The 20391-nt window shown below is 60.8% G+C and carries 24 protein-coding genes; 17 read left to right on the top strand and 7 right to left on the bottom strand.

Annotated features, from left to right (window positions below):
- Positions 1–49: 49 nt before the first annotated feature.
- Together C2E25_RS15610 and C2E25_RS17720 are read right to left on the bottom strand one after the other, a co-directional pair.
- On the bottom strand, positions 50–955 hold the full coding sequence (locus C2E25_RS15610; RefSeq protein ID WP_233189458.1) for a transposase: 906 nt from the start codon (positions 953–955) through the stop codon (positions 50–52).
- Positions 956–1034: 79 nt separating this feature from the next.
- Positions 1035–1250 (bottom strand): hypothetical protein, encoded by a 216-nt coding sequence (locus C2E25_RS17720; RefSeq protein WP_103116655.1) that lies wholly within the window; start codon positions 1248–1250, stop codon positions 1035–1037.
- Positions 1251–1423: 173 nt separating this feature from the next.
- On the opposite strand from C2E25_RS17720, the gene C2E25_RS15620 reads away from it, so the two are divergent.
- Complete coding sequence (locus tag C2E25_RS15620; protein ID WP_103116656.1) at positions 1424–2206, top strand: type IV toxin-antitoxin system AbiEi family antitoxin; 783 nt, start codon at positions 1424–1426, stop codon at positions 2204–2206.
- Complete coding sequence (locus C2E25_RS15625; RefSeq protein WP_199177450.1) at positions 2203–3021, top strand: nucleotidyl transferase AbiEii/AbiGii toxin family protein; 819 nt, start codon at positions 2203–2205, stop codon at positions 3019–3021. The genes C2E25_RS15620 and C2E25_RS15625 overlap by 4 nt, the downstream gene beginning before the upstream one ends.
- A gap of 41 nt (positions 3022–3062) precedes the next feature.
- Here C2E25_RS15625 and C2E25_RS15630 read toward each other — a convergent pair whose 3' ends face one another.
- From C2E25_RS15630 to C2E25_RS15650, 5 genes are all read right to left on the bottom strand, one after another.
- Positions 3063–5066: a methyl-accepting chemotaxis protein gene (locus tag C2E25_RS15630; protein ID WP_103116657.1), complete on the bottom strand. Its 2004-nt coding sequence runs from the start codon at positions 5064–5066 to the stop codon at positions 3063–3065.
- Positions 5067–5190: 124 nt separating this feature from the next.
- The gene (locus C2E25_RS15635; protein WP_233189459.1) at positions 5191–5601 is read right to left on the bottom strand and encodes an ExbD/TolR family protein; all 411 of its coding nucleotides are present in this window, start codon (positions 5599–5601) and stop codon (positions 5191–5193) included.
- Positions 5585–6205, bottom strand: coding sequence for a MotA/TolQ/ExbB proton channel family protein (locus tag C2E25_RS15640; protein ID WP_103116658.1), 621 nt, complete (start codon positions 6203–6205; stop codon positions 5585–5587). Before C2E25_RS15640 ends, C2E25_RS15635 begins: the two co-directional genes overlap by 17 nt.
- A 3-nt stretch (positions 6206–6208) precedes the next feature.
- Positions 6209–6715, bottom strand: a complete 507-nt coding sequence (locus C2E25_RS15645) for an HIT family protein (protein WP_103116659.1) — start codon at positions 6713–6715, stop codon at positions 6209–6211.
- Positions 6716–6747: 32 nt separating this feature from the next.
- Positions 6748–7242: a metallophosphoesterase family protein gene (locus C2E25_RS15650; protein ID WP_103116660.1), complete on the bottom strand. Its 495-nt coding sequence runs from the start codon at positions 7240–7242 to the stop codon at positions 6748–6750.
- A gap of 473 nt (positions 7243–7715) precedes the next feature.
- Here C2E25_RS15650 and C2E25_RS15655 point away from each other — a divergent pair, with 473 nt between their 5' ends.
- From C2E25_RS15655 to C2E25_RS15725, 15 genes are all read left to right on the top strand, one after another.
- Positions 7716–9971 (top strand): NADP-dependent malic enzyme, encoded by a 2256-nt coding sequence (locus C2E25_RS15655; RefSeq protein WP_103116661.1) that lies wholly within the window; start codon positions 7716–7718, stop codon positions 9969–9971.
- A gap of 107 nt (positions 9972–10078) precedes the next feature.
- On the top strand, positions 10079–11467 hold the full coding sequence (thrC, locus tag C2E25_RS15660) for a threonine synthase (RefSeq protein WP_103116662.1): 1389 nt from the start codon (positions 10079–10081) through the stop codon (positions 11465–11467).
- Between the two features lie 56 nt (positions 11468–11523).
- The gene (locus C2E25_RS15665; protein ID WP_103116663.1) at positions 11524–12207 is read left to right on the top strand and encodes a haloacid dehalogenase type II; all 684 of its coding nucleotides are present in this window, start codon (positions 11524–11526) and stop codon (positions 12205–12207) included.
- Positions 12208–12227: 20 nt separating this feature from the next.
- Positions 12228–12434, top strand: coding sequence for a (2Fe-2S)-binding protein (locus C2E25_RS15670; protein WP_103116664.1), 207 nt, complete (start codon positions 12228–12230; stop codon positions 12432–12434).
- On the top strand, positions 12431–13429 hold the full coding sequence (locus C2E25_RS15675) for a serine/threonine protein kinase (RefSeq protein ID WP_199177451.1): 999 nt from the start codon (positions 12431–12433) through the stop codon (positions 13427–13429). Before C2E25_RS15670 ends, C2E25_RS15675 begins: the two co-directional genes overlap by 4 nt.
- Before the next feature lie 90 nt (positions 13430–13519).
- Complete coding sequence (locus C2E25_RS15680; protein ID WP_103116665.1) at positions 13520–14629, top strand: TlpA family protein disulfide reductase; 1110 nt, start codon at positions 13520–13522, stop codon at positions 14627–14629.
- A gap of 224 nt (positions 14630–14853) precedes the next feature.
- Entirely contained in the window at positions 14854–15276 is a 423-nt protein-coding gene (gene arfB / locus C2E25_RS15685; RefSeq protein WP_103116666.1) for an alternative ribosome rescue aminoacyl-tRNA hydrolase ArfB, read from the top strand.
- An 87-nt stretch (positions 15277–15363) separates the two neighbouring features.
- Positions 15364–15720, top strand: a complete 357-nt coding sequence (locus tag C2E25_RS17925; protein WP_233189460.1) for a TraR/DksA family transcriptional regulator — start codon at positions 15364–15366, stop codon at positions 15718–15720.
- Positions 15720–16226, top strand: coding sequence for a hypothetical protein (locus tag C2E25_RS15695; protein ID WP_233189461.1), 507 nt, complete (start codon positions 15720–15722; stop codon positions 16224–16226). The genes C2E25_RS17925 and C2E25_RS15695 overlap by 1 nt, the downstream gene beginning before the upstream one ends.
- A gap of 85 nt (positions 16227–16311) precedes the next feature.
- Positions 16312–16764 carry a DUF302 domain-containing protein gene (locus tag C2E25_RS15700; protein ID WP_103116667.1) on the top strand — a complete coding sequence of 151 codons (453 nt, stop codon included), beginning with the start codon at positions 16312–16314 and terminating at the stop codon, positions 16762–16764.
- Positions 16745–17191 (top strand): hypothetical protein, encoded by a 447-nt coding sequence (locus C2E25_RS15705; protein ID WP_103116668.1) that lies wholly within the window; start codon positions 16745–16747, stop codon positions 17189–17191. Before C2E25_RS15700 ends, C2E25_RS15705 begins: the two co-directional genes overlap by 20 nt.
- A gap of 30 nt (positions 17192–17221) precedes the next feature.
- Positions 17222–17848 (top strand): LysE family translocator, encoded by a 627-nt coding sequence (locus tag C2E25_RS15710; protein WP_103116669.1) that lies wholly within the window; start codon positions 17222–17224, stop codon positions 17846–17848.
- Between the two features lie 45 nt (positions 17849–17893).
- Positions 17894–18649, top strand: a complete 756-nt coding sequence (locus C2E25_RS15715; protein ID WP_103116670.1) for a hypothetical protein — start codon at positions 17894–17896, stop codon at positions 18647–18649.
- Positions 18642–18962: a hypothetical protein gene (locus tag C2E25_RS15720; RefSeq protein WP_103116671.1), complete on the top strand. Its 321-nt coding sequence runs from the start codon at positions 18642–18644 to the stop codon at positions 18960–18962. Before C2E25_RS15715 ends, C2E25_RS15720 begins: the two co-directional genes overlap by 8 nt.
- Before the next feature lie 133 nt (positions 18963–19095).
- A complete protein-coding gene (locus tag C2E25_RS15725) occupies positions 19096–20391 on the top strand; it encodes an MFS transporter (protein ID WP_103116672.1) in 1296 nt (431 codons plus the stop codon).

Below are 20391 nucleotides of genomic sequence, written 5' to 3' on the forward strand. Positions count from 1 at the left end.
CCCAGACGGGACTTAAACCCGTTTGATTTCAAACTGTTACTGCGAACGGTCAGGTTTGACTTTCTGCCTTTTTCAAAACCTCGATGATTTCCGTTTTCCGTTTCCTCAGCTCAGGGTCTTTCTCAATCCTTTGAGCCAGCTTGCGTGCTGCACGGCCGAGGGGGACCACCGTGCGATTCAGTTTTTTGCCGAGTTCGGTCAAAGTCAGGTGCGGGGCTTCCAGAACCATGCAGGCCGCGAGAGCGCGCGCCTCGGTGAACGGCCGCTGTTTGCCGGTGGCCCGAAGCTGTTCAATGTCCACCGAGTAGGCCTGGCAGACGCCGGAAACGATATCCGCAACTGAATAACGTGGCGTCATATCGCAGGCCGCGTGCCGCAGGGCCTCTTCGGCAAAATGGTCTTCTCCGAGAATAATTCCTTCAACGGTGCCGGAGTGGAACTTCGCCTGTTTTCCCTCTTTCAGATGATTGAGGACATATTCCTCATAGTCTTGGCGTGCTCTTGCGAGGTTTGGCGAGAACTGCGAAAGGACCCAGTCGGTGGTGAGCCATGGGATCTCGTCTCTGCCAAGATAAGCGAGGTGCCCGCTCCAGCGATACTGCTCCGGCACAGTTGTCATTCCCGCCCGCACCGGATTGAGATGAACGTAGCCGACGAGTTGCAGCAGATAGGCGTCTGCATCGATCAGAAGAGCCTTGTAGCGTCCCTGAAAAAGGTGCCCGACGCGCCCCTGGGAATAATTGATCCACTTGGTGTAACGCAGAGAGATGTTTTGCATCACCCGTGAAAGGGGTATTTCCGCGACCTGGACAATCAGGTGGATATGGTTATCCATCAGACAGAAGCCATGAATGCGGCAGCAAAATTTTTCGATGGCCTGTTGCAGAAAGAGGTAGAAGCGAAACCGGTCCTGGTCATTGAAAAATACCGGATCGCCGGCATTGCCGCGCAGCATGACGTGATAGACCGCGCCGGGAAAATGAATGCGGGGTTTACGGGGCATGCGAACAGAGATACCTCGTGATGGCAGAAAGTCAAACCTGACCCCAGATGCATGCGGGGACATAATACCATTTAATTGACAACCCAGGTATTGTCCCCAGATTATGCATAGTTGGGAAACGCGTGTCCACCCTCCCCGCCACGACTTCAACCTCCTTGCCGCAGCCGTTTAACGATTCCTTGAACTTTTCGCTTTCCTTGCCGCAGCCGCCTTCCCGGTTGCTGAACATCCTGATGGCAAACCCCATACCGACCTGCCTATTTCATCGCCTTGCGACAATGTTGAGCAAGCGTATCAGGCCGAGAATGACGCCGCTGGGTGTAGATCCCTGCAGACAAAATGAAACCACACATGGATCACTCGACAAAAGCAACGAATGATGTTACTTTTGTCGAGTGATCCATACGACAGGGGAGATTTATGCTTGCCGCAGATTACATTTCTGAACTGATGGCAGGGGGGCGTTACACCTTTGCGGTTGAAGATGTTGCAAGAGCACTGGGCCAGTCACTGGTTGCAACTCGGGCAGCGCTGAGGCGCCTGGGGAAGAAGGGCCAGATCGCCATGCCCTATCGCGGCTTCTGGGTGATTATTCCGCCTGAATACAGAACCATCGGCTGTCTTCCGCCCGACCAATTTATCCCGCAACTGATGGAGCATCTGAGCGAGCCCTATTACGCCGCTTTGCTGAGTGCCGCCGAGTATCATGGCGCCGCACACCAGCGCCCCCAGGTTTTTCAGGTCATGGTCGCCAAAAACCGACCCGGTATCGACTGCGGCAAAGTGCGAGTCAGGTTTGTCGCCCGCAAAAATGTCGCTGAGATTCCCACCCTGCCATTTAAAACTCCGCGCGGGTATCTGAAATTATCAACTCCCGAGGCAACCGCTCTTGATCTGGTTGGCTACCCTGAACATGCGGCGGGACTGGATAATGTGGCCACCATTCTGACCGAACTCCTTGAAGAGATAGACGGGAAGAAGCTGCTCGAAGCCGCAAAAATGTCACCCGTCGCCTGGGCACAGCGGCTGGGATACATCCTTGAGCTCATCGGCGCAGGAGAGATAACCGCTGACCTTGCCCGGCATGTTGAAAGGAAACGTCCGGTGCCAACCCCCCTCATCAGATCTAAATCCGTTAAAGGAACAATAAAAAATGCGCGCTGGCGAGTGATGGTCAATGGTGTCGTGGAGGCTGAAATTTGATTGCACGTGACTTCATTACCGAGTGGAGCCTGAACGCACCCTGGACGCAAAACTATCAGGTCGAGCAGGATCTGGTGATCTGCCGGGCACTGGTGGAAATGTTTAATCATCCAGCGCTGGGACAGGGACTGGCTTTTCGGGGAGGGACTGCGATGTTCAAACTGCACATGCCGGCAGTGCGTTACTCTGAAGACATCGATCTTGTCCGCGTCACTGCCGGACCTGTTGGTGAACTTATGGACGGGATTCGAGCTTCGCTTGACCCCTGGTTGGGGAAGCCGAAATGGAAACAGACTGAAGGCCGTGTCACATTTCGATATCGATTTGCATCTGAAGATGGGCCTCCCATGACCCTGAAGATTGAGATAAATACCCGCGAGCATTTTTCTGTCCGTGGTTACAAGAAGATTCCCTTTTCAGTGGATTCGCGATGGTATTCGGGGACGACAGAGATTTTGACCTTTGACCTCGAAGAATTGCTGGGCACCAAAATGCGCGCGCTCTACCAGCGCAAAAAAGGGCGGGATCTTTTTGATCTCTGGTTCGCTTTTACAGAAATGAAGCCGTCACCTGATGCAGAATCGGTTGTCGACTGTTTTTTGAAATACATGGAACATGGAGGCGCGCCTGTCAGCAGAGCCTTGTTCGAACAGAACATGATGGAAAAGCGGAATGATGAACAGTTTAGTGGCGATATCGAACCTCTGCTGACGGCAGGCGTTGATTGGAATTTTGATCAGGCCTTTGACTTCATCATGGAGGCATTGATTCCCCGCATACCGGGTGACTCCTGGAAGGGTTTTGACGCGCAGTAACTCCATACTCGAAGCGCTGCGCTTCCATCCCCGGCTTCCCACTACTCAATCCGCTGTCCCTGCATCTTCAGCACTTCAAGTTTCTCCAGCACATCGCGGCTGCCCTGCTGACGTTTCTCCAGTTCGGCGAAAATGCGCTTGGCCATGCCGCTGACCAGGTCGACGGAGCGGTCGATGTCATCCATATTGCGCCGCTGCCGCTCGGTCGCGTCAACCATATCGTCGGACATCTGCTTGACCTCCTCGATGGCGTGCACGATGCTGCGCGTCCCGTTGGCCTGTTCCTTGGACGCGTGGGAGATCTGCGCGGCCATCTCACCGAGATGCACCACCGCCTTGTTGATCGATTCGGCACTGCGCGCCACCTCGTAAGTGGCGCGGCGGATATCCCGCGACATGGTCATCGCCTGCTCGGTCCCCTGCAGCATCTGCTGCAGAGCCGTTTCCAGCTCTTCGCCGTGGTCCAGGCCCTCGCGAACCAGGTTGCGGGTCTTGGCGATGTGTCCGACAGCCTCGCGGGTCGCCTGCTGGATGTCGCCGATCAGTGCCGAAATCGCCTCGGTTGACTGCGCTGTTTCCCGCGCCAGGCTGCCGACCTCGTCGGCAACCACCGCGAAGGAGCGACCATGTTCCCCGGCCTGGGCGGCGATGATGGCGGCGTTGAGAGCCAGCAGATTGGTCTTCTGGGTGATTTCGTTGATCACCGTGGTGATGCCCCCGACCTCCTCACCGATATCCGACAGGCGTTCAATACCGGCGTAGGCGGTTTCCACCGCTTCGGCAATCCCCTGCAGACTGCAGATGGCGCGATCGACCCGGTCAACCCCGCCGGCCGCTTTCTCCTGCACCCCTTCGGTCATCGCCTGCGATTTGACCGCACTCGCCTCGACCTCCTTGATGGTGGCGGCGATTTCAGTGATCGATGCCACGGCGTTGTCCATGAATTCCTGCAGGGTGCCGATATTTTCCGACACCTGCTGAATCGAGACCGAGATCTCTCCGGCGGCGGAACGGGTTTCGTCGACCGCCTCCTGGACCACGCCGGCGGCACCGGAAATATCGCGGATCGCTTCGCCGGTCGAACGGCTGGCGTCCTTGAGGGCGCCATCGAGACGTTCATGTTCGGACCGGTACTGCAGCATTTCGCTGAAGGTATGTTCCAGTTCGCGGGTCAGGGAATCGACCGCGTCGAGCAGGTTGAGTTTGGTCAGGGTCATGGCGACCTGGTCGGCAAACAGCTTGACGGTGTCGACATCGGTTTCATCAAGCTGACCGCGACTGTGCTTGTTGTCGACCCCGAACAGGCCGACGACCTCCTCGTGAACAATAATCGGACAGATGATAAAGGCCCGGGAACGCAGAATCGGGTGGGAGCTGAAATCGACCGCGATGTGAAAATCATCCGGCATCCTGCGCATGTCATCGATCAGGAACAGGCGCTGTTCGGCAACCGCCTTGTAGATGACACCGAGTCGTTCATCGAGCGGAAATTCAGCGTCTCTGAAATCTCCTTCGGTACCATGACTGGCCACCAGCCGCAGCCGTTTCCGGTCGTCATCGACCATGAGGATATTGACCCGGTCGTAACCGAGAATATTGTGCAGGCCGTCGGCGGCAAGCTTCAGGACCTCGCCGGGATCGTCGGTTTTCTGGATATAGGTGTTGATGGCGTGAAAATTTTTGATGCCGTTGTTGAGATTGCGGAAGCGTCGTTCGAAATCCTGCCTCTGCTCATCGACGGCGTGATGAAGACGATCGAGACGTTCGGCCCGGTCATGCAGCTGCTGCCAGGCACGACCGATGAGGAAACCGAAGGAGGCAAGAACCAGAGCGGTCCCGAGCCCCATGTAGAGGTAGAGAGCAAGCTGTTGCCCGGAACGGAAAACCTCCTGCTCCAGCTGGGCAACGACTCCAACACCGGGCTGCCAGAAAAAAACCAGCCGCAACAGCAACCAGCCGACCGGTGCCGAGACGCCCAGACAGAAGCCGAGCAGCGCGTACATCCCGGCCCGGTCCAGAGATCCGGGGCCTTTGGTCTGAGCCATCGCGTACCCTCCTGCGCCACCCGCTGCGATCCGTTCCGGGTAACACGAAAGAATCAATAATATGGCAATGTTAACTTATTTTAAACTGGGGTCAAGTGATTCTTTGTCCGTTCGCGGAATTCCCTTACCGCGAGGTCTTTTCCGTAGCGATGGCAAGCTGCTCGAAACCGGCCTCTTTTGCGGCATCCATCACCTCGACCACCCGCCCGTGACGGACATCGCGGTCGGCCATCAGGACAAAGGTGGTTTCAGCGGTCTTGGCGCCCATCGCCTTCAGCCGGTCTTTCAGGCCCTTGAGACTGACCTGCTTCTCATCAATCACGATCTTCCCGCGGGCGTCGATAAACACCTTGATCTCCTGCGGCTTCTTCTCGGTCACCTCGAGAGAGGATTTGGGCAGGTTGACATCGATGCCGGGAGTTTCGACGAAGGTGGTTGAAATCATGAAAAAGATCAACAGCAGGAAGACCACGTCAACCATCGGCGTCATGTCGACCTTGGGCTCTTCACTGCCGCGTCTACTGCTGAACATCATTGCCGCCTCCACCGAGCAGATCGACAATCCGCAGGATGAATTCCTGCATTTCAACCACCAGACGATTCATCTGTCCGGTCAGGAAACGGTGGGCGAGGATAACCGGAATCGCCACCGCCATACCGGCGGCGGTGGTGATCAGAGCCTGGGAAATGCCGCCGCCGAGGGTCGCCGGGGTACTCACCCCGGCGGTGGCGATGACGTTGAACGCCTGGATCATGCCGAGCACGGTTCCGAGCAGGCCGAGCAGCGGCGAGATCGTGGCGATGGTCGACAGCAGGCCGAGGTAGGACTCAAGCGCCACCCCTTCCCGGCTGGCGACTTCCGAAGCGATGGTCTTGATATGCTCTCGGGAGCGGCCCGACTGGCGGAGGGCGGCAAGAACCACCCGCGAGAGGGGTGATGGCGTCCGCTGGCAGACCACCAGCGCTTCGTCGATTTTCTTTTTCTGCACCAGGTCGATGACATCTCTGAACAGGATCTGCCCGCTGCCGCGAATCTGCCGATACCAGAAAAGTTTCATCAGGAAAATCGCCAGGGCCAGCACCGAACAGCCCAGCAGTACCCACATCAGGAATCCGCCCTTGTTGAACAATTCAAACATAGTTTATTCCGTCGTCCTCAGTAAGGAAGCCATCGCTTTCGCCAGCAGGGTGTAGGTTTCCAGCAGATGCTGGGGAATCACCCTGACATCCGAAAAGACCGGCATGAAATTCGTGTCGCCGTTCCAGCGAGGCACGATATGCAGATGCAGGTGATCCTCGATGCCCGCCCCGGCCACCCGGCCCCAGTTCATGCCGATATTGAAGCCGTCGGGATTGCCCCACGACCGCAGCGCGTCGCGGGCCAGAACCGTCAGGCGATGCATCTCCAGCGCCTCGGCATCACTCAACTCTGAGAGATCGGCGGTGTGCCGGTAGGGAGCGACCAGCAGGTGGCCGTTAGAATAGGGATACTTGTTCATGATGATGAAAGCATGTTCCCCGCGATGAAGAATCAACCGGTCATGATCCTCGTCCAAAGTGTCGCGCACACAGAAAATACAGCCCGCTGTCGCGTCTTTGTCGTCGCCGTTGATATAGCTCATCCGCCAGGGTGCCCAGAGTTGTTTCATGGTCATTCCTTACCGCGTTCGTAAAACTTTTCTCAGGGCGTCAGAATCTCGCCGCTGACGGTTCCCCGGTCCAATATCAGGCGGCCAACGGTCGGCCCGCGGGATGACCGCGGCCGATTGAGGCTGCCCGGGTTGAACAATAGCAAGCCGTTGCGCCGGGTGCAAACCGGAACATGGCTGTGCCCGAAAATCAACAGGTCCAGTTCCTGCCCGTCGAAATGCCGGATCACCCGCGTTTCCAGCCCGGCGGCCGCCCCCCAGCCATGAACCAGGCCGATGCGGACACCGTCCAGGGTCAGAAGCCTCTGTGACGGCAGATCGGCATGCCCGGTATCGGTGTTGCCGCGCACGGCCAGCACCGGCAGGGGAGCAAAGCAGAATAACGCCTCCGGCGGACCGAGATCACCGGCATGCAGCACCAGGTCGACATCCGCGAAACAGCCGGCGAGCAGTTCCCCGATCGCCGCGTCGGCTTCCGCGAGATCGGAAAAATGGGTATCAGACAGAACACCTGCAATCATCGTCATCAATCATTCATTCCCCCCGGCCCATCCCACCCACGGGCGGCGGACCGGAAGATCCCGGATTCTGAATTCCTGTCGTTTGTACCCCTTGCCACCGGCCATGTCAAACCGCCGTCGACCACGGCAATCATTTGCAGAACATTGCCTCGCAAACCGCAAAACGGCTGATTTCCGCCAGGAACGGCAACTTATCTCCCGCGCTCCGACCCGCAAGGAAACCAAAACCCCGCTTGACGCCGCGAAAACCGGGGATATCTTAGGAGAAACCGCCTTGGCATCGGCCTTGCTGATCTTCTACCACTTTAGGCTTGACACATCCTCGGACCGGGACTATGTTCGCCTTTAATTTTACTAAATTTATTGACAAGTTGTTTTTTCTAAAACACTGTTTTTAGCCAGCACCCACGATCTGGAACCTCATGTCTCATGGGGTATTTTTTAGGGAGAGTAAAACCACGTCAACGGAGGCACATCAGATGTCGAAACGACAGGAAGCCCTCGACTACCACAGTCAGGGACGCAAAGGAAAAATCGAAGTCATCACCACCAAACCCTGCGCCACCAGTCGCGATCTGTCCCTCGCCTACAGCCCCGGAGTCGCCGAGCCCTGCCTCGATATCGAGAAGAATCCGGACGATGCCTACCAGTACACCGCCAAGGGCAACCTGGTCGCGGTGGTCAGCAACGGCACCGCGGTACTCGGTCTCGGCAACATCGGCGCCCTGGCCGGAAAGCCGGTCATGGAGGGCAAGGGCGTTCTCTTCAAACGCTTCGCCGACGTCGATGTGTTCGACATCGAGCTCGACACCCAGGACTGCGACGAACTGATCCGCACCGTCAAACTGCTGGAACCGACCTTCGGCGGCATCAACCTGGAAGATATCAAGGGTCCGGAATGCTTCTACATCGAGGAAGAACTGAAGAAGATCATGAACATCCCGGTCTTCCACGATGACCAGCACGGCACCGCGATCATCGCCGCGGCGGGGATGGAAAACGCCCTCGAACTGGTCGGCAAGTCCTTTGATACGGCCAAGATGGTGGTCAACGGCGCCGGTGCCGCCGGCATCGCCTGCGCCAACCTCGCCATGACCCTCGGCATCAAGCAGGAAAACCTTATCCTCTGCGACACCAAGGGCGTCATCTACAAGGGACGCACCGAGGGGATGAACGAGTACAAGCAGCGCCTTGCCAGCGACACCAAGGCCCGCACTCTCGCCGAAGCCCTGGTCGGTGCCGATATCTTCTTCGGCGTTTCGGCCAAGGGGGCGCTGACCCAGGAGATGGTCAAGTCCATGGCCAAGGATCCGATCATCTTCGCCATGGCCAACCCCGACCCGGAAATCACCCCGCCGGAAGCCAAGGCGGTCCGTCCGGACGCCATCGTCGGCACCGGCCGCAGTGACTACGCCAACCAGGTCAACAACGTCCTCTGCTTCCCCTTCCTGTTCCGCGGCGCCCTCGACGTTCACGCCAGTGCCATCAACGAGGAGATGAAAGCCGCCGCCGTCAAGGCCCTGGCCGAACTGGCCAGGGAAGATGTTCCCGACTCGGTGCGCAAGGCCTACAGCGGTGAAGAGATTAAGTTCGGACGTGAATACCTGATTCCCAAGCCCTTCGATCCGAGGGTACTGCTGCGGGTCGCTCCGGCGGTCGCCCAGGCGGCCATGGACAGCGGCGTCGCCCGGCGTCCGATCAAGGACATGGCCAAGTACATCGAGCATCTTGAAGCCCTGCAGGGCCGCTCCAAGGAGATCATGCGCAACCTGATCAACAAGGCCAAGTGTGATCCGAAACGGGTGGTCTTCCCCGAAGGAGACAACGAAAAGATTCTCCGCGCCGCCCAGATTCTCATCGACGAAGGAATCGCCAAACCGATCCTGCTCGGCGAGGAAATGGAAATCCGCGCCCGGATCGAGGAACTGGATCTTGACCTGAACGGTGTCGAGATTATCGACCCCAACACCTTTGCCGAACGCGGCAAATATATTGACGAGCTGTTCGCCATGCGCCAGCGCAAAGGCATCACCCGTGCCGAAGGCAAACGGCAGATCAAGAAAAACCGTAACTACTTCGGCGCCATGATGATTCACATGGGCGACGCCGACACCCTGCTGTCCGGCATCGAGCACCACTATCCGGACACCATCCGTCCGGCCCTGGAGATCATCGGCAAGAAGGAAGGACTCTCCAAGGTGCACGGCGCCTACATGATCGTCACAAAAAAACAGGTGGTCTTTTTCGCCGACACCACCGTGACCATCGAACCGACCGCCGAGGAACTGGCGGAGACGGCCATCCTGACCGCCGAAAAGGCCCGGCACTTCGATATCGAGCCGAAGGTCGCCATGCTCTCCTTCTCGAACTTCGGTTCGACCCAGCACCCGCTGGCGATAAAAGTCAGAAAGGCGACTTCGCTGGTCAAGGAGTGGGCTCCGCACCTGAGCGTCGATGGAGAAATTCAGGCCAACGTCGCCCTCGACCCGGAACTGATCGCCTCCGAATACCCCTTCTCCGATCTCAAGGGGGATGCCAACGTCTTTATTTTCCCCGACCTGCAGTCAGGCAATATCAGCTACAAGCTGCTCAACAAACTGGGAGAAGCCGAAGCGGTCGGCCCGATCCTGATGGGCATGAAACAACCGATTCACGTCCTGCAGCGCGGTGACGATGTCTCCGACATCGTCAATATGGCGGCGGTGGCAGTGGTCGACGCCCAGGGGAACAACTGACTTGGGCTGAGATAGGCATTTCAATCCTCTGACGGGGCGGGAGAGCTTTTGCTCTCCCGCCCTTTTTGCTATGATGGCCCTCTAATCACACCCGAGGAGATATCCCGATGCACTATTTCAGCACCCGCGGCCGGGTCAACGGCCTCAGCTTCAAACAGGCGGTGATGATGGGCCTGGCCGATGACGGCGGACTGCTGCTGCCGGCCGAGATCCCCCGCGTCAACAGCGGCGAACTCGAAGCCTGGTCCCGGCTCGCCTACCCGGGGCTGGCCTTCCAGGTCATTTCCCGCTACGCCACCGACATCCCGGCTGCCGACCTGAAAGACCTGATCGACCGCTCCTACGCCACCTTCACCCACCCCGATGTGACCCCGGTGGTTCACCGGGACGGGGTCTACATCCTCGAACTCTTTCACGGTCCGACCCTGGCCTTCAAGGATGTCGCCCTGCAGTTTCTCGGCAACCTGTTCGAGTATCTCCTCAAAGAGAGCGGCGAGAAGATGAACATCATCGGCGCCACGTCGGGGGATACCGGATCGGCGGCCATCTACGGAGTACGCGGCAAGCAGAACATCAACATCTTCATCCTTCATCCGCACGGCAAGGTCTCACCGATCCAGGAACTGCAGATGACCACCGTCACCGATCCCAACGTCTTCAACCTGGCAATCCGCGGCACCTTCGACGACGGCCAGGCAATCGTCAAGGAGATCTTCGGCGACGTCGCGTTCAAGCAGCGGCACAGCCTCGGCGCGGTGAATTCGATCAACTGGGCGCGGGTACTGGCGCAGGTGGTCTACTACTTCTACGCCTGGGGCCGGGTTCACAAGGAAACCGGCTGCAAAAAAATCAATTTTTCGGTACCGACCGGAAATTTTGGCGATATTTTCGCCGGGTATATCGCTAAACGGATGGGGCTGCCGATTGACCAGCTGATCCTGGCCAGCAACGAAAACAATATCCTCAGCCGCTTCATCAACCACGGCGATTATTCGATCGGCGCGGTCCGCCCCACCCCCTCGCCGTCGATGGATATCCAGAAGGCGAGCAACTTCGAGCGTTATCTTTATTACCTGCTGGATGGCGACAGCCAGGCCCTGAGAAAGGCCATGGAGGACTTCAGCCGCGACGGCAGACTGGAATTCAGCGCGGAGCAGTTAAACAGCGTCCAGAACGAGTTCGTCGCCCTTACGGTCGACAATGAGCAGACCATCGCGACCATCGGCGACTTTTTCCGCCGGACCGATTACCTGCTTGACCCCCACACCGCGACCGGGGTGCATGCAGCCGGGGAACTCGGCTCGGGAAGCTACCCGACCGTCTGCCTGGCCACCGCCCATCCGGCCAAGTTCGACCAGGCGGTCCGCCAGGCCACCGGCCGGGAACCGCAGCGGCCCGCCGGCCTGGCGGGGATCGAACAGCGGGAACAACGTTGTGAAATCGTCGACGCCGACACCGCTGTCATCAAAACCTACCTTGCCGAACGGGCGATCTGAAGAGTCTGCAACAACCAACGGCAATCCTGCCCCGGGAAACCGAAGGAGAAACGACGATGACAGCAACCCTGGCCTTTGATGTCTACGGAACCCTGATCGATACCGCCGGCGTGATCACCGTCCTTGAACGCCTGGTCGGTGACCAGGCGGCGCCACTGTCACAACTGTGGCGGGAGAAACAGCTGGAGTATTCCTTCCGCCGCGGGTTGATGCAGAACTACCGCGACTTCCCCACCTGTACCGCCCAGGCCCTGGACTACGCCTGCGCCCGGCTCGGCGTCGTCCTGGATGGCGGCGACCGCGAACTGCTGCTCGCCGGTTATCGGGTGCTGCCGACCTTCCCCGAAGTCAAACCGGCCCTGACGGACCTCAAGGCGGCTGGCTTCAGGCTGTTCGCCTTTTCCAACGGCCGCGCCGATGATCTTCAGTCGCTGCTCGCCCACGCCGACATCGGCGACTGTTTCGAGGATGTCGTCAGCTGTGACGAGATCGGCAGCTTCAAGCCCAACCCGGCCGTCTACGCCCACTTTCTCCGCCGGGCGGGCGCCCACGGCGGCACCAGCTGGCTGATTTCCAGCAACCCGTTCGATGTCATCGGCGCGATCTCGGCCGGGATGAACGGCGCCTGGGTGCGACGCACTCCGCAGGCCGTTTTCGACCCCTGGGAGATCCAGCCAACAGCGACCGTGACCCGGCTGACGGAATTGGGGACGGCGATTAAAAAGGGCGCGGCCGCTTAAGCCGCAAAGGAATCATCGTCATGGATCAGCAGGACATCATCGACGGGCTGAAGCCGGTCTGCCTGTGCAGAAACGTCAAGAAGCGGGTTTTTCTGAAACATATCGCCGCCGGCAAGAGGACACTCGAAGAGCTGCGCGCCGCCACCAGCGCCGGTTCCGGACCCTGCGGCGGCAAACGCTGCACGCCGAAAATCCTTGCCCTGCTTGACGAAACCGGAGGCAAATGACCGTGCCGAAAACCACCGGGCACCCCTTCGACGCCCTCACCCCCGATTTCGTCATGGATGCGGTGGAAAGCCTCGGCTTCACCTGTGACTGCCGGGTGCTGGCGCTCAACAGCTACGAGAACCGCGTCTACCAGGTCGGTATCGAAGACGACGCGCCGCTGATCGTCAAGTTCTACCGTCCGCAACGCTGGAACGACGCCCAGATCGGCGAGGAACACGCCTTCTGCTTCGAACTGGCCGAGCATGAACTGCCGGTGGTCGCCCCCTGGCGCGACCCGGCGGGACAAAGCCTGTTCCACTTCGGTCCTTTTTCCTTTGCCCTTTTTCCCCGCCGCGGCGGGCACGCTCCCGAGTTCGACAACCTCGACAACCTGTTCATTCTCGGCCGCCTGCTGGGCCGCATCCACGCCATCGGTGCCGGCCGCAATTTCCTCCACCGCCCCGCCATCGACCTCGCGCACTACGGCCGGGAAAGTGTCGAACTGCTGAGTGAACGATTCGTGCCGCCGGAATACCGGGAAAGCTGGCAGGCCCTGACCGGGCAACTGCTGCAGGCGCTTGAACAGACCCTGGACGAAGGCGGCAGCTGCCGCTGGATCAGGGTCCACGGCGACTGCCATAGCGGCAATATGCTGTGGCGCGACGGCGCGCCCCATTTCGTCGATTTCGATGACGCCCGCAGCGCTCCGGCGGTACAGGATCTCTGGATGCTGCTTTCCGGCGACCGGACGCGACAACAACAGCAGCTCGGCAAAATTCTTGAGGGCTACCACCAGTTCTGCGACTTCGACCTCAGAGAGTTGCGCCTGATCGAGCCGCTGCGCACCCTGCGCATGCTTTATCACAGCGCCTGGCTGGCACGACGCTGGGATGATCCCGCCTTCCCGCGCGCCTTTCCCTGGTTCAACAGCATGCAGTTCTGGGGCGAGCAGATCGTCTCACTGCGCGAACAGCTGGCAGCCCTGCAGGAAGAACCGCTGCAGCTGCTGGTCTGATAAAATTCAGGAAAATCTCAACCCGGCATTGAAGACAATTATCCAGAAACTGCTATGCTTGGGGACATCTCATTCCCAGGGGGATACACCATGCTACATGTCATGCTTGTTGTCTGGTTTCTTTTCTGGGGAGTGTCACCGGCACTGGCCGCAACCGACCCGATCTCCTTCGGCGACAGTTTTCCCGAAATCAGCCTGCCGATCCCCGCAGCACAGGCCGATCGCGACTACCTCGGCCTGCCGGCCGGAGACCATTTCACCCCGAGCCAGGTTCCCGGCGAGCTGCTGATCATCGAGATGCTCAACACTCACTGTCCCCACTGCCAGATGCAGACCGCATCCTACAACGAGCTGTTCAAAATGATCGAGGCCGATCCCAAAACCCGGGGACGTATCCACATGCTCGGCCTGGCGATCGGCAACATTCCGAGTGAAGTGGAAGGTTTCCGCCGAGCCTTCAACGTCCCCTTCCCGGTGATTCCCGACCCGAAGTTCAATTTCTGGCGAGCCATCGGCGGCACCACCACCCCGTTCACCATCTATGTCCGCCAGGACCGACCGGGTAAACCGGGGGTGGTGGCCGGAACCCACCTCGGGCTGAACACCCATTACGAAAATCTTTTCTACGAGTTCCAGGACCTGGCGAGAACCGACCTCAAAACCCTGCGACATCAGGGCGCCAGGGCAAAGAAGGTCCGCTCCGCCATCGAACCGCTGCTCTCCCCGGAAGACCTCGAATACCGGGTCCGCACCGCTTTCATCGGCACCGGCGGCACCCAGGTCGCTTTCCGCCAACTCGACCTGCGCAGCGGCCGCCGGGTCTACATGGCCCGGATGCGCCGGGGCAACCAGGTCCATACCCTGTTCGCCGAGGTCACCAGCCGCCAGTCGATCTGCGATATCTGCCACGATGTTCATTTCATCTATGTCTTCGACAAAAACGCGCGGGTGGTCGGCTTCGAACCGCTGCAGCTGACCCGCTGGGGCAACGTCAACTGGAACCGCGAAGAAGTGGATAAAATGCGCAAGCGGCTGATCGGCAGCGTGCTGACCTCGCCGCCGGTCTTCGACCCGCAGGTCGATGCCGTCACCGCCGCCACCATGACCTCGGCCATCATCTTCGACAGCCTCGGCCAGGGACGGGATCTGCTCGACGAGTTGCGTGAAAAAGGTCTCTGGCCAGTGAAGAACGAGAAATAGGGATGACTCCGCAGTTCCCCTCAGCGAAGTCCACCGCCGTCATGCGCCGGAGTTGATGCTTTCGCAAAAAGCATCGCTGTGGATGGCTAAGCAAAAAGCGCCAAATGCAAGGCGCGCAATTATCGAGCAATGAGGCGTACTTACGTACGTCGAAGCCGCGAGACAATTGCAGCAACGCTGCAGTTGGTGAGTTTTTGCGACGCCATCGGAGTTGACTTCTCACCATGGAATTTCTCGATATCAAGCCCGGTCTGCGCCTGCCGCTGCACGAAATCACCTTCAGTGCCACCACCGCCGGTGGCCCCGGCGGGCAGCACGTCAATCGCAGCCTGACCGCCATCCAGTTGCGGTTCGATATCTGCAACTCCTCGCTGCCGGCCGAGGTCAAGAGCCGCCTGCTGACCCTGGCCGGCGGACAGGTCAGCAGTAGCGGGGTGCTGCTGATCCGAGCCCGCAGCCACCGTTCGCAGGAGCAGAATCGTCGGGAAGCCCTGGAACGATTGCGGCAGCTGCTGATCAGGGCCGCCAGCGTCCCCAAAGCCCGCCGCCCGACCCGGCCGAGTAAATCGGCCCGGAAAAAACGGGTTGATCAGAAAATCCGCCGCGGCCGCACCAAGGCCCTGCGCGGACGGGTGCGGGAGGGGTGAGACGAAGTGCGAGGTACGAGATGCGAGGTGCGAGGCCGGAGCGAGACCTTTTCTGCCGTCTATTTACGTCAATGAAAGCAAAAAAACATGTCGTTTATGAGTACTGCCGATATCCGGAAATTCAAAGACGCCCTGCTTGCCCGCCGCGTCGAACTGGAAAAACAGCTGACCAGTTCCGCCGAATCCGCCGCGGCGGTCGACCTCGACCAGCCGATCGGCAGGCTGTCGCGGATGGACGCCATGCAGCAGCAACAGATGACCCTGGCCGGACGCCGCATCGCCGAACAGCGGCTGCAGCAGATCGCCGCCGCCCTTGAGCGCATCGCGACGGACGCGTACGGCATCTGTGTCGACTGCGAAGAGGAGATTGACCCGGCCCGACTGCGGGCCCGGCCGGAGAGCCCCTTCTGTGTCGACTGCCAGGAACGGCGGGAGCGGCGCTGATGTCAGTTGATCCCTTCCGATTGTGGCGCCAGGACGACAATGGCGGGATATTCCCGGTTGCCGACTTCACCAGCCGCGCCGCGGCGGAGAAAGAATGGGACCGTCTCGCCGCCGGGGGGCATAAGCAGATCTACTGGATCGAGGCGCCGCCGATCCGCCCGGCCAGCCTGCTGACCGACATTCCCGAGCAACTGCCCGAGGAACTCTTCACCACCCTGCTGACGCGGCCCGGTATCCGGCTGGAACGGATCGTCTCGCGCGCTCACAGCACCGCCGCCGGGCAGTGGTACGATCAGTCGTGGGATGAATGGGTGCTGCTGGTCGCCGGCAGCGCCCGGCTGCGGTTCAGCGATCCGGAACAGCTCATCGACCTGCGGCCCGGCGACCATCTGCTGATCCCCGCCCACCGACGCCACCGGGTCGAAGCGACCGCGACCGACGAAGACACGATCTGGCTGGCCCTTCACTTGTCCGACACGATCGAGCCCGACCCGCCTTCTTCCTGATATAGGGTATACTTACCCCTGAATCCGCGGGTTCATCACCCGCGGATCACGCAAGAAGTTCCCCTGAAACGGAAGGAAGTCCGAGATGAAAACCATCCTGTTCACCTGTGTCCTGCTGCTGACGGCCGGCTCGCAGCTTTACGCCGCGGGCGGCATGATAACCGTCACCAGCGCTCATTCCGTCAGCCAGACCGCCGACCGGCTGGAAGCGGCCCTGCACGCCAAGGGGATGACCGTCTTCAACCGCATCGACCACGCCGCCGGCGCGGCAAAAGTCGGCCTGCAGCTGCGCCCGACCACGCTGGTGATCTTCGGCAACCCGAAAATCGGCAGCAAGCTGATGCAGTGCGACCAGCAGACCGCCATCGACCTGCCGATGAAAGCCCTGATCTACAAGGATGCCGACGGCAGGGTCCAGCTGAGCTACAATGATCCGGCCTGGCTCGGAAAACGCCACCAGCTCGATGCCTGTCGACCGGTTCTGGATAAGATCAGCAAGGCTCTGAGCAATTTCGCTCATGCGGCGACCAAACCATGAGCGCGGCGTCGCGAGGCTGCTGATCCTTCTGTTGCTCTGTGCGACAACGGTCCGGGCGGAGGAGATCCCCCTGGGACTGACCGACCTGCCTCGACTGGCCGGTCAGTGGCAGGGGGATCTGACCAGCTGCGACCAACAGGACTGTGTGCGCTGGGAGACCGGGCTCCGTCTGAACCTGGAACCCGGACCGCCGCCGACCGGCCGCTGGCACAGCGAATCCTACCGCGCCGACTGGCAGAGTGAGATGAGATTCTCCGGGGGAAAACTGCTGTTGCGCTACCGGGACCTGGAGATTCCCTTCACCCTGCACCGCGCCGACGATGGTCACCTGCGCCTGGAGGGCAGCTACCGCGGCCACTGGCTCTGGTTTCCCCGCGTCAACCACATCCGGCTCGACAAGCTGCCGGCCGGAAAAAACGCTCCCTGATTCAGGGCTTCCTGAACTGGATAAATCGACATGCTCGACCCGACCCGACTCTCTCTGTTCTGCGCCGCCTCCATCGCCCTGATCCTGACCCCGGGGCCGGACAACATCTACGTTCTCACCCGCGGCATCGCCCAGGGACGCCTGGCAGCACTGGCCGCGGCGAGCGGTTTCGCTCTCGGCAACCTGGTGCATACCCTGTTCGCCATTCTCGGTCTGTCCGCCCTGCTCGCCTCGTCGGCGACCCTGTTCGCCCTGGTCAAGCTGGTCGGCGGCGGCTACCTGATCTGGATCGGCGTCAAAATGCTGCGCAGCGCCGGCACCATCCGCACCGAAAACGCCCTCCCAACCGTGCGACCCGGCCTGATCTTCCGCCAGTCGATCGTCGCCAACATCCTCAACCCCAAGGTCGCGGTCTTCTTCATCGCCTTTTTCCCGCAGTTCGTCTCTGCCGACGCCGGCGCGATCCCCTTGCAGATGCTGCTGCTCGGATGTATCTTCGTGGTGCTGGTGCTGCTGATCTTCGGCCTGATCGGCTTCTTCGCGGGCAGCCTCGGCGCCTGGCTGCAGCGTCGACCGCGCACCGGCCGCTGGCTTGATCGCGGCGCCGGAACCATCCTTGTCGCCCTCGGCATCCGTCTCGCCTGGCCGGGGCGCTGAACCGCTCAGGCCCGCTTCAAGAATCTCTTCAAGGAGGATGACATCATGCTGTTCCGCTGTCTCACCGCCCTGCTGGTTATCCTGACCCTGAGTGCCTGTCACCCGCGCCCGCCCCGACACCATGGCCCCCCGGTCGCTGACGGCGAGGCGGGCGAGCAGCAGACCATCGAGAGCATGCAGCGCCTCAAGCAACAGCTACAGGAACTGAAAGAAGAGCTGGCGCGGGTCCGCAGCGAACAGGCCGCCGCAGCCGCCGGCACCGCCGCCCGGCACCCGGTCTGGGCACCGCTGGCCGAGGGCGCAGACGCGGCCCCCGGATTTGCCCGCTATGCCTACCTGCTGCTGGACGACCAGACCCCACCGGAGAGCGCCATCGCCCTGCTGACCCTGTTCGAGACCCTTCCCGGACCGGGGAATGCGGCGCCGGGCAATCGCACCCTGTTCCTGGTTCCGCTGCGTGACGCCGGGCGCCGGCTGTCGCTGGACAATTATGATGCCGCGGCCGCCGCGACGCTCAGGCAACCACGGTATCACGCCGACGGCACCGGGCCCTGGCTGCTGCTGAGCGCGACCCGGGACGCCGCCGCCCCGGTGACATTGACCATCGACCTGGCGGGCCTCTCCGCGCCGCGCGTCAAGCAGATACTGCAACAGCTGCTGCGGCCGGTTGCCGCACCGGCGACCGATCCCGCCGTGCTGCTGCGCCAGACCTGCTGGCAGCTGGCGGATCTTGATCCGGAGCGTCCCACGCGTATCGTGGTCGACCACAACCGGCTGGCGCTGTCCTTTGTTGATGAGTGACTGGGAAAAAATCTGCAAACAGTGCGGCCGCTGCTGTTTTGAAAAGCGTGTCGAAGCGGACGGTACCATCGTCGAAACCGAAACCGCCTGCCGCTACCTGGATGTCGTCACCCGCCGCTGCAAGGTCTATCACAAGCGCTTCGAGGTCGGCGAAGACTGTGTACAGCTGACCCCCGAGGTGGTCGCCACGGTGCAATGGCTGCCGCGGAGTTGCGGCTATGTCGAAGCTATCGGTGAAATGCAGAAACCGGGTGTCAAAATTACGCCGAATGCGTGTCACCAGGCCGTCAAAGAAAACCGGAGAAAAGGATGAAGACGACTGCCGGCACGGGATTCCAAAGACTTGGAAGGATTGGCATCCATCATGCAATTCTCACTCAGCAACAACACGACATTGACCCCGGCGCTTTCTCCTCCTTTGGGCCCGGGGTCTTTTTTTGCCTGAGATGAACGGCCCGGCAGCCAAAACCCGCCTCTGGCGCGCCTGGTGTCTCTACGACTGGGGCAACTCCGCTTTCGCCACCGTCATCCTGACGGCGGTTTTCCCGGTCTATTTCGTCAGCCTGATTCCCCCCGCCGGCGTCCACATTCCCGGACTGACATCACCCCTGGCGGCCAGTGCTCTCTGGGGCTACCTGGTGTCCGGGTCGCTGCTGCTGGTCGCCCTCTGCGCTCCGCAGCTCGGCCACTGGGCCGACCGGCGCGGCCATCACCTCATCCTGCTCCGTCTCAGCGCCCTCGGCGGCGCCGCGGCCTGCCTGCTGCTGGCCCTGCCGGTCGCCTCCGCCTGGCTGCCGGCGGCGCTCTTTTTCGCCCTCGCCAACCTCGCCTTCGCCGGCGGCAATATCTTCTACAACGCCTACCTGCCGATCCTCGCCGCGCCGAACGAGATGGACCGCCTGTCGTCCCGCGGTTACGCCCTCGGCTACCTCGGCGGCGGGCTCGCCCTGCTGCTGGTGTTCGGCCTGATCGAGGGGTCACAGCTGCTCGGCCTGCCCGACAAGGCGGCCGCCGGCCGTCTCGGCTTCGCCCTCACCGGCCTCTGGTGGGCCGCCTTCGCTCTGCCCGCGCTGCTGCGCCTGCCCGCCACCCCGGCGCGCCCCGCGGCGGGTCGCGACAGCTACCTGGCCACCTTCCGCGAGCTGCGCCGTCACGACGACCTGTTCCGCTTCCTGCTCGCCTTTCTCTGCTACAACGACGGCGTGCAGACCGTGATCGTCGTCTCGGCGGTCTTCGCCCGCCAGGAACTCGGCCTGTCGCAGGGGAGCATCCTCGGCTGTTTTTTGATGATCCAGTTTCTTGCCCTGCCCGGCACCCTGCTCTGCGGCCGACTGGCGGAGAGGTTCGGCCCCCGCAGGATCCTGCTGTTTGCGATCGGGACTTTTCTCGGGGTGGTCTGCTGGGCCTGGTTCATGACCCGCGGCTGGGAGTTCTGGGCCCTCGGCGTCATCGTCGCCGCCATCCTCGGCGGCATCCAGGCTCTCAGCCGGTCGCTGTTCGGCAGCCTGGTCCCGGCGGGAAAGAATGCCGAGTTCTTCGGTTTTTTCGCCATCAGCAACAAGTTCGCGGCGATCCTCGGCCCCTTCCTGTTCGCCCTGATCAACCAGCTCACCGGCTCGACCCGCAACGCCATCATCGCCCTGTCGGTGCTGTTCATTCTCGGTGGCTGGCTGCTGACGCGGGTGGATATCGAGCGGGGGAGGAGATTGGCGCGGGAGGAAGGATCTGATCAGGAGGGGTGA

Source organism: Geothermobacter hydrogeniphilus (genome assembly GCF_002898515.1).
Lineage (GTDB): Bacteria > Desulfobacterota > Desulfuromonadia > Desulfuromonadales > Geothermobacteraceae > Geothermobacter_A.